The sequence below is a fragment of the Lysobacter sp. Root983 genome (assembly GCF_001429345.1).
GTDB lineage: Bacteria > Pseudomonadota > Gammaproteobacteria > Xanthomonadales > Xanthomonadaceae > Lysobacter.
The window spans coordinates 436,469-450,882 of record NZ_LMJO01000016.1; the positions used below are offsets into that span (position 1 = coordinate 436,469).

The window sequence follows — 14,414 nt, forward strand, 5'->3', positions numbered from 1 at the left end:
CGCGGTCGCGGCTTGCGCCGCTCCTACAGCACAGGATCCTGGTCGCCTTGCACGGTCGCGGCGCACGACTTCGCCAAGGACCCGCGAAGATCCCGCGGTCGTTCGCGCGTCTTACGGCATCGCCGCATCCGGCGCGGGATCGGTGCGCACCCATTGCGTGGGCAGGCCCTGGCGCGCGCAGTTCGCGCAGTCCCAGGCCTGGTCGGCGCGCGCGCGGAATTCGAGTTTCGGTGCGGCCGGGTCCTCGCAGGCGTTCTCGAACGTCGCCGCCGCCGGCAAGGGAATGTCGAAACCGTCGTCGCGCGCGCAGTAGTACTCCAGGAACTCGAAATCCGGCCGCTGCTTGCTGGCGATCATGTCCAGGTCGAAGATCACCGTGTCCGCGTCCAGCAACAGCAGCGGCGCGACCGCGCGCGACAAACGACCCGCGGCGGCCGCCACGCGCACCTGCTCGGCGCTGCGATAGTCGGCGGGCACGTAGCGTCCGGCGTACGGCGCCCCCTCGCTGGCGTACGGCGCCGGCTCCGTGCGCAACTTGCGCGACAGCGCCTCGTGCAAGCGCGCGCTGCGTTGCGGCCCCAATCCGGACACCCAGGGCAATTCGCGTTCTCCGCGCATCGGCTGCAGCCGCCCCCAGGCATCCAGACCCTCCAACCTGTCGTACTCGAACGGAACGATCACGTGGCCCTGCAGATCGAGCGCGCCGTACTTGCCGTTGCGTCTGGCCTCGACGACGGCGAACTCTTCCCAGGGCAGGCCGAGCTTCTCCCAGCGGAAGTCGTACCCGACGCTCAGAAACTCGTAGTCGCCGGCGAATACGGGTTTGCCGGTGCGCAGGTCAATGAGCGAGTCGCGCTCGCGCTGCGGGCCGTCGCCGTCGTCGTCGCGCTCGCTCAACATCAGATAGGGCAGCGGCAGGCTGGAGTTCGGCGCGGTCTCGCTATAGCGGGGCTCCACACGCCAGCGGCCCTGGCGATCGACCAAACCGATCTTGTCGCCCTGGCGCACCACGTACAGGCCGAGTTCGGGATAGCGGTCGTACATCTGCGCGTAGCGCGGGGGCAGCACTTCGCTGCCATCCGCGGCGAGCATTCCGTAACGGCGCACGCGGTCCTCGCCTTCGATGCCGACCTCGTATTCGTCGGCCTTCGCCTCCGGCGTTTCCGCGTTCACGCCCCAGGCGTTGTGGGCCGGCTCGATCGAGTCGTAACGCGCCGGCACGCGCCATTTGCCATCGCGGTCGACCAGGCCCCAGAGGCAGTCGCCGGCATCGCTTTTGGCGCGCGCGCCGCGGAACAGGCCGCCGGCGCGGTACGGGTAACCGCAGTCGAACGTGGCCAGGGTGCGGCCCTGCTCGTCGGCCAGGGTCCAGCCCAGCTGCACCGCCACGGCGGCGACCACCGGATCGTCGGCCGCGACCGTCGCCGCCGGCTCGCGCGCCGGCGTGATGACCCAGCGCGCGAGGTCGCGATGAAACGTCGCTTCGGAGAAGGTACGCCCGCCCAGAATCGGCCGGCCGCCGCCGTCGACGCCACGACAGCTCGATCGTTGGCTATCGCACACGGCGAAGTAACCCGTGGCGGCGCCGGCGCTGTCGTTGAGCGAGGACACCAGGTGTTCGCTCAACGGCACCACGTAGCGGCCCGTGCGGTCCATCAGGCCCTGCCGACCGGCGTCGCCGACCAGCACCGCGCCCGGCGCATCGTTGACGCTGTCGAGGATCGGCTTGACCACGATCTGGCCGCGCGCGTCGGCCAGGCCCCAGCGCCGCGCCTGTTCGAACGAGAACAAGCGGGTGCCCGGCAGGTAGCGCAAATCTTTCTGGACCGGCGCCATCAGTGTTTGGCCGCGGCCATCGATCAAGCCGCCATCGCCGCCCAGCACCGGGCTGCCGCCGACGCCGACGATCAAGGCATCCAGGGCCGGATCCACCACTTCCAGGCTGTCATAGGGGCCGCCGATGCGCGCGCCGCGCGCGTCGTATAACCAGTAGGCGCCGTCGCGCTGGGCCATGAAGCCGCCGTTTCCGAGCGCGGTGAGCAAACCGGCCGGCGCCAGCACCACGCGGCCCTGGGCGTCGCGCAGGCCATCGCCGCGCCAGCGCGTCAACTCGTTCTTGACCGAGAAGATCTGCAGCGGCGGCTCCTGCGCCGCGGCGGCGAAAGCGGCCAACGACAGCGCGGTGGCCAGCAGCAAGGGGCGGATACGCATCAGGGAACTCCAATGAGGCAGGCAGGAACGAAGCCGTCGCGATGCGCGAGCCAGCGCGCGCGCGCCGCGAGCAGCAAGGGCGCGCCGCTGGCGGCGGGCAAGTCTTCAGGATCGATCTCGAACAGCGTTCCCGGCGCCTGCGCCTTTCCGCCGTTGCAGCGCGCGGCGGCGGCGAAGCACAACGCGGCCGCGTCGCCCGGTATCGACGGGCCCAACCAGGGCGTCCAGGCACTCGCCCCTTGGGCGTCGTGCGAGAGGGTCTGCACGGTGTCGAACACCGGCGTGGACGTGCGCAGCAACAGGCGTTCGCTGTCGGCGGCGTAGTAGGCCCTGGCTACCGGCACGGTGAGGCCGGTGCGGCAGTCGATCTTGTGCTCGATGCGCAGATCCGCATCGTCGGGTACCGCAGGCGGCGGCTGTCGGTCGCGCCCCGCGCGCTGCGCGACCTCGATCGTGCCGCCGCCGCGATGGCGCAGGCCGGCCAGGTGCCAGGCGCCGGCCTCGTGGTCGCCGACGGTCAGCCACGGCGCGCCTTTGTAGGGTCCCGCCACCGGGCCCGCGGGCTGCGGCGACGGCATCGAGTCGCGCGCTCGCTCGGCGTCGTACTGCGCGCGCAGACGTTCGTACAGGCCGTTGCCGTCCGACGGAAGCGAGGCGCCGATCGCCTCGAAGTCGTAGGCGTAGTGCCCACCGTTGTCGCTCATCGTCGAACGCGCATCGGCGCCGACCGCGGGATCGCGGCTGGCCGCGCAGGCGAGCCAGATTTCGCTGTGGCTGGGCCAGCGATGCGCGGCCACGTCGGAGCGGGTCAGCGCGATCTGCTGCAATTGATCGTCGCGGCGGGTTTCGCGGCGCGCGACCAGGCGGTTGTCGCGATCGAGCAAGGACAGCGCGGTGTCGACGTAGAGGCCACTTTCGCAATCGATCAGGCGTTCCAGATACTCGTACCAGCCGCGCTGGTGCTGCTCGGCGGTCCAACCGGCGGCGGACGTGCGCGGATAGCGGCTGGCCGATTCCAGCAGCCCGTCCGGGCGCAGCTTCTGCGTCGACAGATGGATCGCATGCGCCTGGCTGGTTTCGCCGCCCATGAAAGGCAGCCATTGCGGGCGCTCTGCCGCGGGCGCGGCGGCGGCGAACAGGCATAGCGACCACCACCACCGTCCTTGATGCGACGCCATGCACGATCCTGTTGCGAGTCGGGCGCTCAGGATAACCCGGCGCGATGCGCGGCCCGGCGGCGGATCGCAGCTGTCGATGATGTGCGTGGGCTTTGGGKTAGGAGCGACGTGAGTCGCGACTGCGCTACTGCGGCTACGACGCGATCGCGGCTCACGCCGCTCCCACAGGGGAACCGTCGTCGCCTGTTCGCAGNCTCCCACAGGGGAACCGTCGTCGCCTGTTCGCAGCGACGCCTCCTCCACATATCGCCGCGCGGGCTTTGGGGTAGGAGCGACGTGAGTCGCGACTRCGCYACTKCGGCTACGACGCGRTCGCGGCTCACGCCGCTCCCACAGGGGAACCGTCGTCGCCTGTTTGCAGCAACGTCTCCTCCACGTATCGCCGCGTGGGCTTTGGGGTAGGAGCGGCGCGAGTCGCGACCGCGCGACTTCGGTTACTGCGCGGTCGCGGCTTGCGCCGCTACTACAGGGTGGGGGTTCGCGCATTGCGGGTACGCTGAACGTTCGCTTCGCCTTCGCCTTCGCCGCGAAGCTCGATCAATCGAACACGATCACCGGCTTGCCCAACACGCGCTGCTGCGCGACCGAGGCGATCGCGGCGGGGGCGTCGTCGAAGCCGAACACCTCGCCCACCAACGGTTCGATGCGGTGGCGTTCGAGCTCGGCCAGGAACTCCGCGAAGTCGCGCGCGCTGCCGACGCTGACGCCGTGGATATTGAGCTGGTGGGCCATGATCGGCGCGATCAGATTGCCGGCGACTTCGAAGCCGTTGAGGAAGCCGACGATGGCGATGTGGGCGTTGTCGGCAGCGGCGCCCAGCAATTCGACCAGGCCCGGGCCGCCGACCACGTCGACGATGCCGTCGACGCCGCGACCGTCGGTGAGTTCGCGCACTGCCGCGGCCAGGTCGGGGCGCTGGCGGTAATCGATCACCGCACTGGCGCCCAGCGCGCGCAGGCGTTCGGCCTTGGCCGGGTCGGCGCTGGTCGCGATCACCCGCACGCCGCGCGCCACCGCCAGCTGCATGGCCATCAGCGACACGCTGCCGCTGCCCTGCACCAGCAGGCTCGCGCCGGGCGCGAGCGCGAGTTTGCGCAGGGCCGCCCAGGCGGTCAGGCCCGACACCGGCAAGGTCGCGGCCTGGGCGGCGCTGAGGTAGGCCGGCGCCGGCAGCACCGCGGGGGCGGGCAGCACGATCGAACGCGCGAGCCAGCCGTCGCGCGGGCCGCCGAGCTTGTGGGCATGGTTCTCGGAGCGGAAGGGACCGTCCAGCCAGGTGGTCGTGTAGTGGCCGAGCACGCGGTCGCCGACCTGCAGGCCGCTCACGCCCTCGCCCAGTACCTCGATCCGGCCGACGCCGTCGGACAGCGGCACGAAGGGGCGCGGTAGCCCGGGCTGGTAGAGGCCGGTGGCCAGGGCGTAGTCGCGGTAGTTGATCGAGGCCGCCTCGGTGCGGATCCGCACCTCGCCAGGGCCGGGCGCGGGCTCGGGCAGGCGCACTTGGCGCAGGCTGTCCAGGTGGTGGCCCTGCAATTGGTAAGCGTCCATGGGGTGTCTCCGGATCGGGGAGACACAGACTATTGTTGAGGTAGAAGTAGATATAGGATCAGCCCATCAACTCATCATTGAGTGAATATCAATAATGTTGGGCGGCCTGTACTCCGAGCTCGAGGCCTTCGAGGCCATCCTCACCCAGGGCAGCTTCACCGCCGCCGCGCGCCAGCTGGGCGTGACCACCGGCGCGATCACGCGCCGGCTGCATGCACTGGAGACCCGGCTGGGCGCCAAGCTGCTGAACCGTTCGACCCGCCGCCTCAGCCTCACCGAATCCGGCCGCGACTACTACGCCCAGATCGCGCCCGCGCTGGCCCAGATCGCCTCGGCGGCCGAGCGTGTGCACGACCTGGGCGGCGAACCGCGCGGCGAGCTGCGGGTGTCGCTGCCGATGAACTTCGGCCGCCTGTACGTGATGCCGCGCCTGCCCGCGTTCCTGCAGCGCTGGCCCGGCATCGCCCTGGACGCCCAGTTCGACGACCGCTACGTCGACCTGATCGGCGAGGGTTACGACCTGGCGATCCGGATCGGCGCGCTCGACGATTCGCGCCTGGTCGCGCGCCGGCTGGCCGACACCCGCCGGATCCTGGTCGCCTCGCCCGACTACCTGCAGCGCCGCGGCGCACCGCGCGCGCCCGGCGAGCTGGTCGGCCACGACTGCCTGCACTACACCCTGTTCCGCGATGTGGCGACCTGGGAATTCCACCGCGGCCGCGAGACCTTGCGGGTGCCGGTGCGCGGGCGCCTGCGTTCGAACTACGGCGCGCCCCTGGTCGACGCCGCCCTGCACGGCGGCGGCATCCTGCAAACGGCGACCTTCGCCGTCGCCCAGGAACTCGCCGACGGCCGCCTGTGCGAGGTGCTGCCGGACTGGAGCCTGGTCCCGATCGGCCTCTACGCGGTCTATCCGGGGCGCGAGTACCGGCCGCGCAAGGTCGAGGTCTTCATCGACTTCCTGGAGGAAGCGATCGGCCGGCCCGCGCACTGGGAACGCCTGCTCGCCGGCGGCTGAGCGCGGAACGGTCCGTGGCCGCCTCCACGGTCGCCGCGCCCAGGGGCGGGCATTACACTGCGCCCCTCATGCCCGCACCCTCGCCCATCCGCCTGGTCTTCAGCAGCTGCCCCGATGCCGCCAGCGCCGACGCGATCGCGCAGGCCCTGGTCGGCGAACGGCTGGCCGCCTGCGTGAGCCGCCTGCCCGGCCTGCGCTCGACCTATCGCTGGCAGGGCCAGGTGGAAAGCGCGGACGAGGTGCAGTTGCTGATCAAGACCAGCGCCGACCGCCTGGACGCCCTGATCGAGCGCCTGCGGGCGCTGCATCCCTATGAACTGCCGGAGGCTGTCGCGGTCGAAGCCTGCGGCGGCCTGCCCCAGTACCTGCACTGGGTGGCCGAACAGACTCGTGACGATGACTGAACTGAAAGCCTTGCTCCGGCGCGCGCGCGCCGGTTACGCCGCCGCTGCGCTCGTCCTCGGCCTGTCCCTGGCCGGCCCGGCCCTGGCGATCGACGAGTCCGATCTGCTGCCGGTCGAACAGGCCTTCGTGCTGAGCGCGGAGGCGCCTGCCGCTGACCGCATCGTGCTGCGCTGGAAGATCGCCGACGGCTACTACCTTTATAAGCACCGCATCTCGGTCAAGGCCGATCCCGCGTTCGCGGCGCAGGCGCTGCAGCTGCCCAAGGGCGACAAGCACAAGGACGAGTTCTTCGGCGAAGTCGAGACCTACCGCAAGGCCCTGAGCGCGACCCTGCCCGGCCGCGCCGGCGCCACCCGCGTCGATCTGCAGATCAAGTACCAGGGCTGCGCCGACGCCGGCATCTGTTACCCGCCGGTGACGCGCAATGTCAGCGTGAACCTGCCCGCGGCCGCGAACGCGGCGGCCGGCAACGACGAACCCCTGGTCGCGTTCGGCAATGCCGGCACAGGCGGGGCACCGGCGCTGGGCGGCGGCCTGCTCGGCAACGCGCCCAGCGCCGCCGCCGGCGCCGATGCGCTGCCGCTGCCGCCGGAACAGGCCTTCGGTTTCGAGGCCATCCCCGGCGACGGCAACACCCTGCTGCTGCGCTTCACCCCGGCGCGCGGCTACTACCTGTACCGCGACAAGACCTCGTTCAAGCTGGATGCGGCCGCGAGCAAGGCCGGCATCGCCCTGGGCGCGCCGCAATGGCCGCGCGGCAGCGCGCACCGCGACGAGCACTTCGGCCAGGTCATCGTGTTCTTCGAGCAGATCGACGTGCCGCTGCCGCTGCGGCGCACGCGCGAGGACGCCGCCAAGTTCGTGCTGACCGCGCACTTCATGGGCTGCCAGACCGACGGCATCTGCTATCCGCCGATGACGCGCACCGTCTCGATCGATCTGCCGCGCGGCAAGATCGCGGTGGAGCCCGCGGTCGCGGCGACGGACGCCGCCAATCCGGAAGCCGCTGGCGCCGCTCTGGCAGCCGACGCCGAAGCGGCGACGGCGCTCGCGGACCCTGCATCGTCCGCCGCCACGCAAACCGGCGCCGATGTGCGTGCAGCGCAAGCCGATGTGGCCGCGATCCAATCCGCGTCCACCCAGGCCCCCGAGCAAGCCGAAGACAGCCTGCTCGCCGCCGCTCTGTCCGGCCCCAACCGCTGGTTCACCCTGCTGGTGTTCCTGGCGATGGGCGTGGGCCTGTCGTTCACGCCCTGCGTGCTGCCGATGATCCCGATCCTGTCGGGCCTGATCGCCGGCCACGGCCCGGGCATCGGCGTGCGCCGCGCGTTCTCGCTGTCGCTGGTGTACGTGCTGGCCAACGCGGTGGTGTTCGCGATCGCCGGCGTGATCGCGGCCAGCGTCGGCGCCAACTTGCAGATCCTGTTCCAGACCCCGTGGGTGATCGTCGCCTTCTCGCTGCTGTTCGTGCTGCTGGCGCTGTCCAGCTTCGGCCTCTACGAACTGCAGATGCCGGCCGCGCTGCGCAATCGCCTGGGCAGCCTCAGCGACCGCCAGCGCGGCGGCTCCTGGCTGGGCGTGGCGGCGATGGGCGCGCTGTCCTCGCTGATCGTCGGCCCCTGCGTGGCGCCGCCGCTGGCGGCGGCGATGCTCTACATCGGCCAGAGCGGCGACCAGTGGTTCGGCGGCGCGGCCCTGTTCCTGCTGGCCCTGGGCATGGGCGTGCCGCTGCTCGCGTTCGGCGTGGCCGCGGGCAAGGGCGTGCCGACCAGCGGGCCGTGGATGGTGGGCGTGCAGCGCGCGTTCGGCTTCGTGTTCCTGGGCCTGGCGGTGTGGATGCTGTCGCGCATCCTGCCCGGCCCGTTCGTGCTGGCCTTGTGGGGCGCGCTGCTGTGCGGCGCGGCCGCCGCGATCGGCCTGGTCGCCAGCCGCGTCGGCGCTAGCGGAGGTCTGCGCGCGCTGGGCTGGACCGCGGCGCTGCTGCTGGGCCTGACCGGCGCCGCCCAGATCGTCGGCGCCCTGGCCGGCGGCAGCGATCCGCTGCAGCCGTTGGCCGGCTTGCGCGGCGGCGCCGCCGCGCATCGCGAGCTGCCGTTCCGCACCATCAAATCGGTGGCCGACCTCGATCGCGAGGTCGCCGCGGCCCAGGCCGCCGGCCAGCCGCTGATGCTGGACTTCTACGCCGACTGGTGCGTGTCCTGCAAAGAGATGGAGAAGTACACCTTCACCGAGCCCGCAGTGCACGAGGCGTTGGCCGGCTTCGTCCTGCTTAAGGCCGACGTGACCGCCAACGACGAGCTCGACGCGGCGCTGATGAAGCGCCTGGGCATCCACGGCCCGCCGGCCACGCTGTACTACACCGGCGGCGCCGAGCGTCGCGAGCTGCGCCTGTTCGGTTTCGAGGAAGCGCCCAAGTTCGTCGAACGCGCGCGGCGCGCGCGCTGATGGGGTCGACCGCGAAAGTCCTGCTGGTGGCCGGCATCGCCGGCGTGCTCGGCGCCGGTCTCGGGATCTGGCTCAACGGCCCCGGTCCGCTGCTGCGTACCGAGGCTGGGCAGCGCGTGCTGCAGGGCGTGATCGCCTCGACCGCGCCCGCGCCGCCGCGGGGCCTGGCCGTGGCCTCGCGCGGCGCGCCGGTGCCGGTGATCGAGCTGCCTACGCTGGACGGCAAGCCGCTGCGTCTGCCCTCGGCGTACCCCGGCCGGCCGGTGCTGATCAATCTCTGGGCCAGCTGGTGCGGCCCCTGCATCCAGGAAATGCCCGAACTGGACCGTTACGCCGCCCAGCAGGACGCGACCGGCACCCAGGTGGTCGGGATCGCCTTGGACGACGCCGATGCGGTACGCGAGTTCCTGCGCCGGGTGCCGGTGCGCTACCCGATCCTGCTGGACCGGGCCGGCCCGCGCGACGCCGGCGTGCAGTTGGGCAATCCCAAGGGCGTGCTGCCCTACACCGCCCTGGTCTCGGCCGAGGGGCGGCTGCTGAAGCAGAAGATCGGGCCGTTCGAACCCGGCGAACTCGAGGCCTGGGTCGGCTCGGCGCAGTGAGCCAAGCCCCGGATTGACAGCCGGCCTCGCCGGCGCCACCTTGCCCCTACGCCCATCGCGCCGCCTCCCCGCGCCATCGTCGGCGATTGCGCCGGCAACGTGCCCGGGCGCCGGGAAATTTAGAGTCGCCACTCAAACAACCGCTTAAATCGTAACAACTTCGCCGATTTGGCGGCGAACTTCTGGACATGGCACCGGCCTTCACGCACACTGCCGCCCTTTGAAGGCCACCGCTCCGGTTCCGATGGCGACGCTTCTGGTCCTGCACGGCCCCAACCTCAACCTGCTCGGCACGCGCGAGCCGGAGGTCTACGGCCGCACCACGCTGGCGCAGATCGATGCCGACCTGCGCGGCCGCACCGAGGCCGCCGGGCACCGCTACGACAGCCTGCAGTCCAATGCCGAGCACGTGCTGGTGGACCGCGTGCAGGCCGCGCGCGAAGACGGCACCGCCCTGATCCTGATCAACCCAGCCGCGTTCACCCACACCAGCGTGGCCCTGCGCGACGCCCTGGCCGCGGTGGCGATCCCCTTCATCGAGATCCACCTGTCCAACCCGCACCGCCGCGAAGACTTCCGCCGCACCAGCTACTTCAGCGATCTGGCGCTGGGCGTGATCTGCGGCTTCGGCGCGGACAGCTACCGCTACGCGCTGGATGCCGCGCTGCAGCGGCTCGATCCCCAATCCTGAAACCACCGCCCCGTCGCCCGGGGCATTACCTGAGGCCCGCCCATGGACCTGCGCAAAATCAAGAAACTCATCGACCTGCTCGAGGAATCCAACCTCGCCGAGATCGAGATCAAGGAGGGCGAAGAGTCGGTGCGCCTGGCGCGCACGCCCAAGGGCGGCTACGCCGTGGCCCAGCCGATGATGCAGGCCGCGCCGATGGCCGAGCGCCCGCCGCAGGCGATGCCGATGCACTCGCCCACCGAAGCGGCCACCGGCGGCAGCGCCAAGCCCGCCAACGACCTGCCCGATGGCCACGTGGTGCGCGCGCCCATGGTCGGCACCTTCTACACCTCGCCGTCGCCGGACAAACCCGCCTTCGTCAGCGTCGGCCAGGCGGTCAAGGCCGGCGACACCCTGGGCATCATCGAGGCGATGAAGATGTTCAACCCGATCGAGGCCGACGTGTCCGGCACCGTACTCAAGGTGATGGCCGAGAGCGGCCAGCCGATCGAGTTCGATCAGCCGCTCTTCGTGATCGGCTAAGGCCGATCACGACGGGATTCGGGATTCGTGATTAGGGATTCGGAAAACCAGCGGCCGCATGAGCGCCTTGAGGTCTGGCGCGATGCTATGTTGCTGGTCGAATCGATCTACCGGATCACGGCTTCATTTCCCGACACGGAGCGATTGGGTCTGGCCTTGCAATTGCGCAGAGCCGCCGTAAGCGTTCCGTCGAACATTGCCGAAGGCGCAGCGCGTCGCTCGCGGCAGGAGTACCTGCGATTCCTAGCGATAGCGCGCGGCTCGCTCGCCGAGGTCAGCACTCAGTACGAGATCGCGCGCCGCGTCGGTTACCTCACCGAGGACGCCACGGACGCCGACCTGATGGACCGAACGTTCGCCCGTCTAAATGCCTTGATCCGCTCACTCGACTCATCGCCGCGCGCCGTCAGTGAGACGCACGCGCCTTACGAATCCCTAATCTCGAATCCCAAATCCCATGCTTGATAAAGTCGTCATCGCCAATCGCGGCGAAATCGCGTTGCGGATCCTGCGCGCCTGCCACGCGCTGGGCATCCGCACGGTCGCGGTGCATTCCACCGTCGACCGCAATCTCAAGCACGTCGCCATGGCCGACGAGTCGGTCTGCATCGGCCCCGCGCCGTCGACCGAGAGCTACCTCAACATGGCCTCGATCATCGCCGCGGCCGAAGTCACCGACGCCCAGGCGATCCACCCCGGCTACGGCTTCCTCAGCGAGAACGCCGACTTCGCCGAGCGCGTCGAGCAGTCGGGCTTCATCTTCATCGGGCCCAAGGCCGACACCATCCGCCTGATGGGCGACAAGGTCGAGGCGATCCGCGCGATGAAGGACGCCGGCGTGCCCTGCGTGCCCGGCAGCGGCGGCCCGCTCGGCGACGACAACGCCACCAACATCAAGATCGCGCGCGAGATCGGCTACCCGATCATCGTCAAGGCCGCCGGCGGCGGCGGCGGTCGCGGCATGCGCGTGGTCCACACCGAGGCCCACCTCAACGCCGCGATCCAGACCACCAAGTCCGAGGCCAAGGCCGCGTTCGGCAACGACATGGTCTACATGGAGAAGTTCCTCGAGAACCCGCGCCATGTCGAGATCCAGGTCCTCGCCGACGGCCAGGGCAACGCGATCCACCTGGGCGAACGCGACTGCTCGATGCAGCGCCGCCACCAGAAGGTGGTCGAGGAAGCGCCGGCGCCGGGCATCAGCCTCGAGCAGCGCGCCGAGATCGGCAAGGTCTGCGTCGAGGCCTGCATCCGCATCGGCTACCGCGGCGCGGGCACGTTCGAGTTCCTGTACGAGAACGGCCGCTTCTACTTCATCGAAATGAACACCCGCATCCAGGTCGAGCACCCGGTCACCGAGCTGGTCACCGGCATCGACCTGGTGCGCGAGCAGTTGATGATCGCCGCCGGCCACAAGCTGTCGATCAAGCAAAGCGACGTGGTGCTGTCCGGCCACGCGATCGAATGCCGCATCAACGCCGAGGACCCGGACAGCTTCCTGCCCAGCCCCGGCCTGATCCAGCACTTTCACGCCCCAGGCGGCCCGGGCGTGCGCGTGGACAGCCACATCTACGAGGGCTACCGCGTTCCGGCCAACTACGACTCGATGATCGGCAAGCTGATCGTGCACGGCCCCGACCGCGAAACCGCGATCGCGCGCATGCGCGTGGCCCTGAGCGAGATGGTCGTGGACGGCATCAAGACCAACATTCCGCTGCAGCAGCGGATCCTGTCCGACGCCGGTTTCCAGCAGGGCGGCATGAACATCCATTACCTGGAAAAGCGCCTCAAGGAACAGAAGGAAAAGTCGATCTCGATCGTCTGATCCGATCGCCGGTAGCGGACCTTCCGACGGCGCTGGAACACCGGCGCCGTCTTCGCATGGGGAAGCCTGTGGGTATCAGTATCGAAGTGGTGCTGGCCCTGGTGTGCGCGGTCACGTTCTTTCGCGCGGGCCGCATCGAGTCGGTGGGCGCGCAGTACGACTACAGCTACTGGTGGGCCTTGATGTCGATCGCGCTGTCCGCGCTGGTCCTGATCGTCATCAAGGCAGCTTGGCTGGCGCTGCTGCTATGCCAGATCGGCCTCTTCCTCGGCATCGGCGTCTATCGGGCTATTCGCGATCCAACCTGATCGGCGGCCGATGGCGGAAACGATCAGGGCCGCCCAGTAGGCGGCCCTGCGGTTCAAGCGTCCCGGCGCGCGCTAGCGCCTGGGATGAGCGACCGTCGCGGATTCGCATTCGATCCGCGGCGCGGCCCTGGCGGCGCGACGATGCGCGCGCTCAATCCAACTGGCGCGGCACCGTGACCTCGCCGACTTCGCCCAGGTCGCCGACACTGACGCCGTCCAGGCCGCCGGGCGCGGGCACCGTGATCGGGCCGCCCTGCGCACGCGACTGCGTGCCCTGGATCGGCTGCGCGCCGGAACTCGACGCCGGGCTGACGATCATCACGTACTCGCTGGAGCCGTCGGGCCAGACCACCTTGAAGGTGCTTCCGGGCGGCAGCGACGAGAACGGCGTGCCGCTCTGGGCGCGATACATCGCCGCGATCTGCGCCGAACTCGCGCGCCGGGTCTGTTCGGGCGAGTGCACCGTGGTCACCGCGACCTGCGACAGCTCGCTGTAGTCGTCGGCGAGCACGTCGATCACGACCCCGGCCGCACCCACCGAATAGGCGGCGAACAGCAGCACCCAGAAGCCCAGCTTGGCCTTGTGTACGAAGCGCTTGTCTTTCATTTGGTTATCCTCGTTCCGCCGACAAGACCGTTGACCATGTCGTTCATCACTTCGGTTCCCTGGCGCGGCACCGCCGCGTCGAATACGAAGCTGCTGAAGTCCTGGTTCGGGTCCTGCGAGCAGATACCTCCGTTGGCGCAATAAGTCGTCATCAGCACGCTGTTGGGGCTGCAATCCAACCCCAGTTTGCAAGCGGCCAGCTGCCAGGCCAGTTCCGAGAACTGGGTACCGGCCACCGGTCCGTAGAAATTCTTGCGACCGCTGGAGGCGATGCCCATCTTCGGCGAGATCGCGAAGAAGGCCTCCGGGTCCAGCGAATTGCGCACCCGGTCGACCAGGTCGCGCGCATAGGCTTCGTCGTTCTGCAGCGGTTGGTCCATGCCCATCAGCGCCGCTTCCGCCGGCAGGCTGCCGGCCTTGGCCGCGCGGATGCGGGTGCGCTGGATGGTCGCGTAGGACAGATCGTCGGCGGGCGTGAACCGCGCGCAGCGTTCGCCGACGCGATTGCGCGCCGCCGCCATCGCCGCCGAGGTGCGCAGGTTCATGCCGGCGATGGCCTGGGTATCGCGGCCGTAGTCGGCGGGCGAAGCGGCGTAGCCGGCGCAGTAGTCGAGCACGCGGCTGAGCATCCAGGTCGATTCGGGCTCGCCCGCGCGCGCCGCCGCGCCAAGCTCCTGGGCGTAACCGTAAAGATCGTCGCTGTGCTCGAAGCGCTCGCGCAAGCGCTGCGCCGGCGTCAGCGCGCGCGTGCGCTGGGGCGCGTCGGCCTCCGCATCGCCCACGCCATGGCCGGTGCCAGCGCTAGCGCCGGTGACCGAGCTGGCGGAGGTCGCGGCGCTCTCGGGCGCCGCATCGGGCGCGACCTGGCCGCGCCGCGCGTACAAGACGCCGCCGGCCAGCAAAGCCACGGCGGCCACCGCCCACATCGGCCGCACGGAAGCGAACACGCCGGCCCGAGCCGCGGGCGGCGCCTGCTTCTCGAGCTGGGATGTCAGCAAGTCGGACATTCGGTCCTGATCTCCGCCGCGTGCGGGGCTGGGTCCTGCGGCCTGGT

General features: G+C 70.1%; 13 protein-coding genes and 1 pseudogene. 9 read left to right on the plus strand and 5 right to left on the minus strand.

Going from position 1 to position 14,414, the window contains the following annotated elements; translation table 11 throughout:
* Window positions 1-111: 111 nt before the first annotated feature.
* The 3 genes from ASE43_RS14055 to ASE43_RS14065 all read right to left on the minus strand — a co-directional run bounded on the left by ASE43_RS14055 (window position 112) and on the right by ASE43_RS14065 (window position 4,937).
* Window positions 112-2,211, minus strand: coding sequence for a WG repeat-containing protein (locus tag ASE43_RS14055; RefSeq protein WP_057160915.1), 2,100 nt, complete (start codon window positions 2,209-2,211; stop codon window positions 112-114).
* Window positions 2,211-3,389, minus strand: coding sequence for a hypothetical protein (locus ASE43_RS14060; protein WP_057160916.1), 1,179 nt, complete (start codon window positions 3,387-3,389; stop codon window positions 2,211-2,213). The genes ASE43_RS14055 and ASE43_RS14060 overlap by 1 nt, the downstream gene beginning before the upstream one ends.
* A gap of 537 nt (window positions 3,390-3,926) precedes the next feature.
* Window positions 3,927-4,937, minus strand: a complete 1,011-nt coding sequence (locus tag ASE43_RS14065; RefSeq protein WP_057160917.1) for an NAD(P)-dependent alcohol dehydrogenase — start codon at window positions 4,935-4,937, stop codon at window positions 3,927-3,929.
* Between the two features lie 94 nt (window positions 4,938-5,031).
* On the opposite strand from ASE43_RS14065, the gene ASE43_RS14070 reads away from it, so the two are divergent.
* From ASE43_RS14070 to ASE43_RS14110, 9 genes are all read left to right on the plus strand, one after another.
* Window positions 5,032-5,955 carry a LysR family transcriptional regulator gene (locus ASE43_RS14070; protein WP_057160918.1) on the plus strand — a complete coding sequence of 308 codons (924 nt, stop codon included), beginning with the start codon at window positions 5,032-5,034 and terminating at the stop codon, window positions 5,953-5,955.
* A gap of 68 nt (window positions 5,956-6,023) precedes the next feature.
* On the plus strand, window positions 6,024-6,359 hold the full coding sequence (gene cutA, locus ASE43_RS14075; protein WP_057160919.1) for a divalent-cation tolerance protein CutA: 336 nt from the start codon (window positions 6,024-6,026) through the stop codon (window positions 6,357-6,359).
* Entirely contained in the window at window positions 6,352-8,805 is a 2,454-nt protein-coding gene (dsbD, locus tag ASE43_RS14080; RefSeq protein WP_057160920.1) for a protein-disulfide reductase DsbD, read from the plus strand. The genes cutA and dsbD overlap by 8 nt, the downstream gene beginning before the upstream one ends.
* A complete protein-coding gene (locus ASE43_RS14085; protein WP_082607294.1) occupies window positions 8,805-9,407 on the plus strand; it encodes a TlpA disulfide reductase family protein in 603 nt (200 codons plus the stop codon). Before dsbD ends, ASE43_RS14085 begins: the two co-directional genes overlap by 1 nt.
* 244 nt (window positions 9,408-9,651) lie before the next feature.
* A complete protein-coding gene (gene aroQ, locus ASE43_RS14090; protein WP_056180330.1) occupies window positions 9,652-10,098 on the plus strand; it encodes a type II 3-dehydroquinate dehydratase in 447 nt (148 codons plus the stop codon).
* Window positions 10,099-10,140: 42 nt separating this feature from the next.
* Window positions 10,141-10,620, plus strand: a complete 480-nt coding sequence (gene accB / locus ASE43_RS14095; protein ID WP_056180332.1) for an acetyl-CoA carboxylase biotin carboxyl carrier protein — start codon at window positions 10,141-10,143, stop codon at window positions 10,618-10,620.
* A gap of 27 nt (window positions 10,621-10,647) precedes the next feature.
* Window positions 10,648-11,085, plus strand: a complete 438-nt coding sequence (locus tag ASE43_RS14100) for a four helix bundle protein (protein ID WP_056180335.1) — start codon at window positions 10,648-10,650, stop codon at window positions 11,083-11,085.
* Window positions 11,078-12,445, plus strand: a complete 1,368-nt coding sequence (gene accC, locus ASE43_RS14105) for an acetyl-CoA carboxylase biotin carboxylase subunit (protein WP_056180338.1) — start codon at window positions 11,078-11,080, stop codon at window positions 12,443-12,445. The genes ASE43_RS14100 and accC overlap by 8 nt, the downstream gene beginning before the upstream one ends.
* 68 nt (window positions 12,446-12,513) lie before the next feature.
* Window positions 12,514-12,753: a hypothetical protein gene (locus ASE43_RS14110; protein WP_056180340.1), complete on the plus strand. Its 240-nt coding sequence runs from the start codon at window positions 12,514-12,516 to the stop codon at window positions 12,751-12,753.
* 259 nt (window positions 12,754-13,012) lie between these two features.
* Here the strand turns inward: ASE43_RS14110 and ASE43_RS14115 are convergent.
* Window positions 13,013-13,360, minus strand: a pseudogene (locus ASE43_RS14115) (hypothetical protein); the annotation flags it as partial.
* The gene (locus ASE43_RS14120; protein ID WP_235568754.1) at window positions 13,357-14,367 is read right to left on the minus strand and encodes a hypothetical protein; all 1,011 of its coding nucleotides are present in this window, start codon (window positions 14,365-14,367) and stop codon (window positions 13,357-13,359) included. The pseudogene ASE43_RS14115 and the gene ASE43_RS14120, both read right to left, overlap by 4 nt.
* Between the last annotated feature and the right edge of the window lie 47 nt (window positions 14,368-14,414).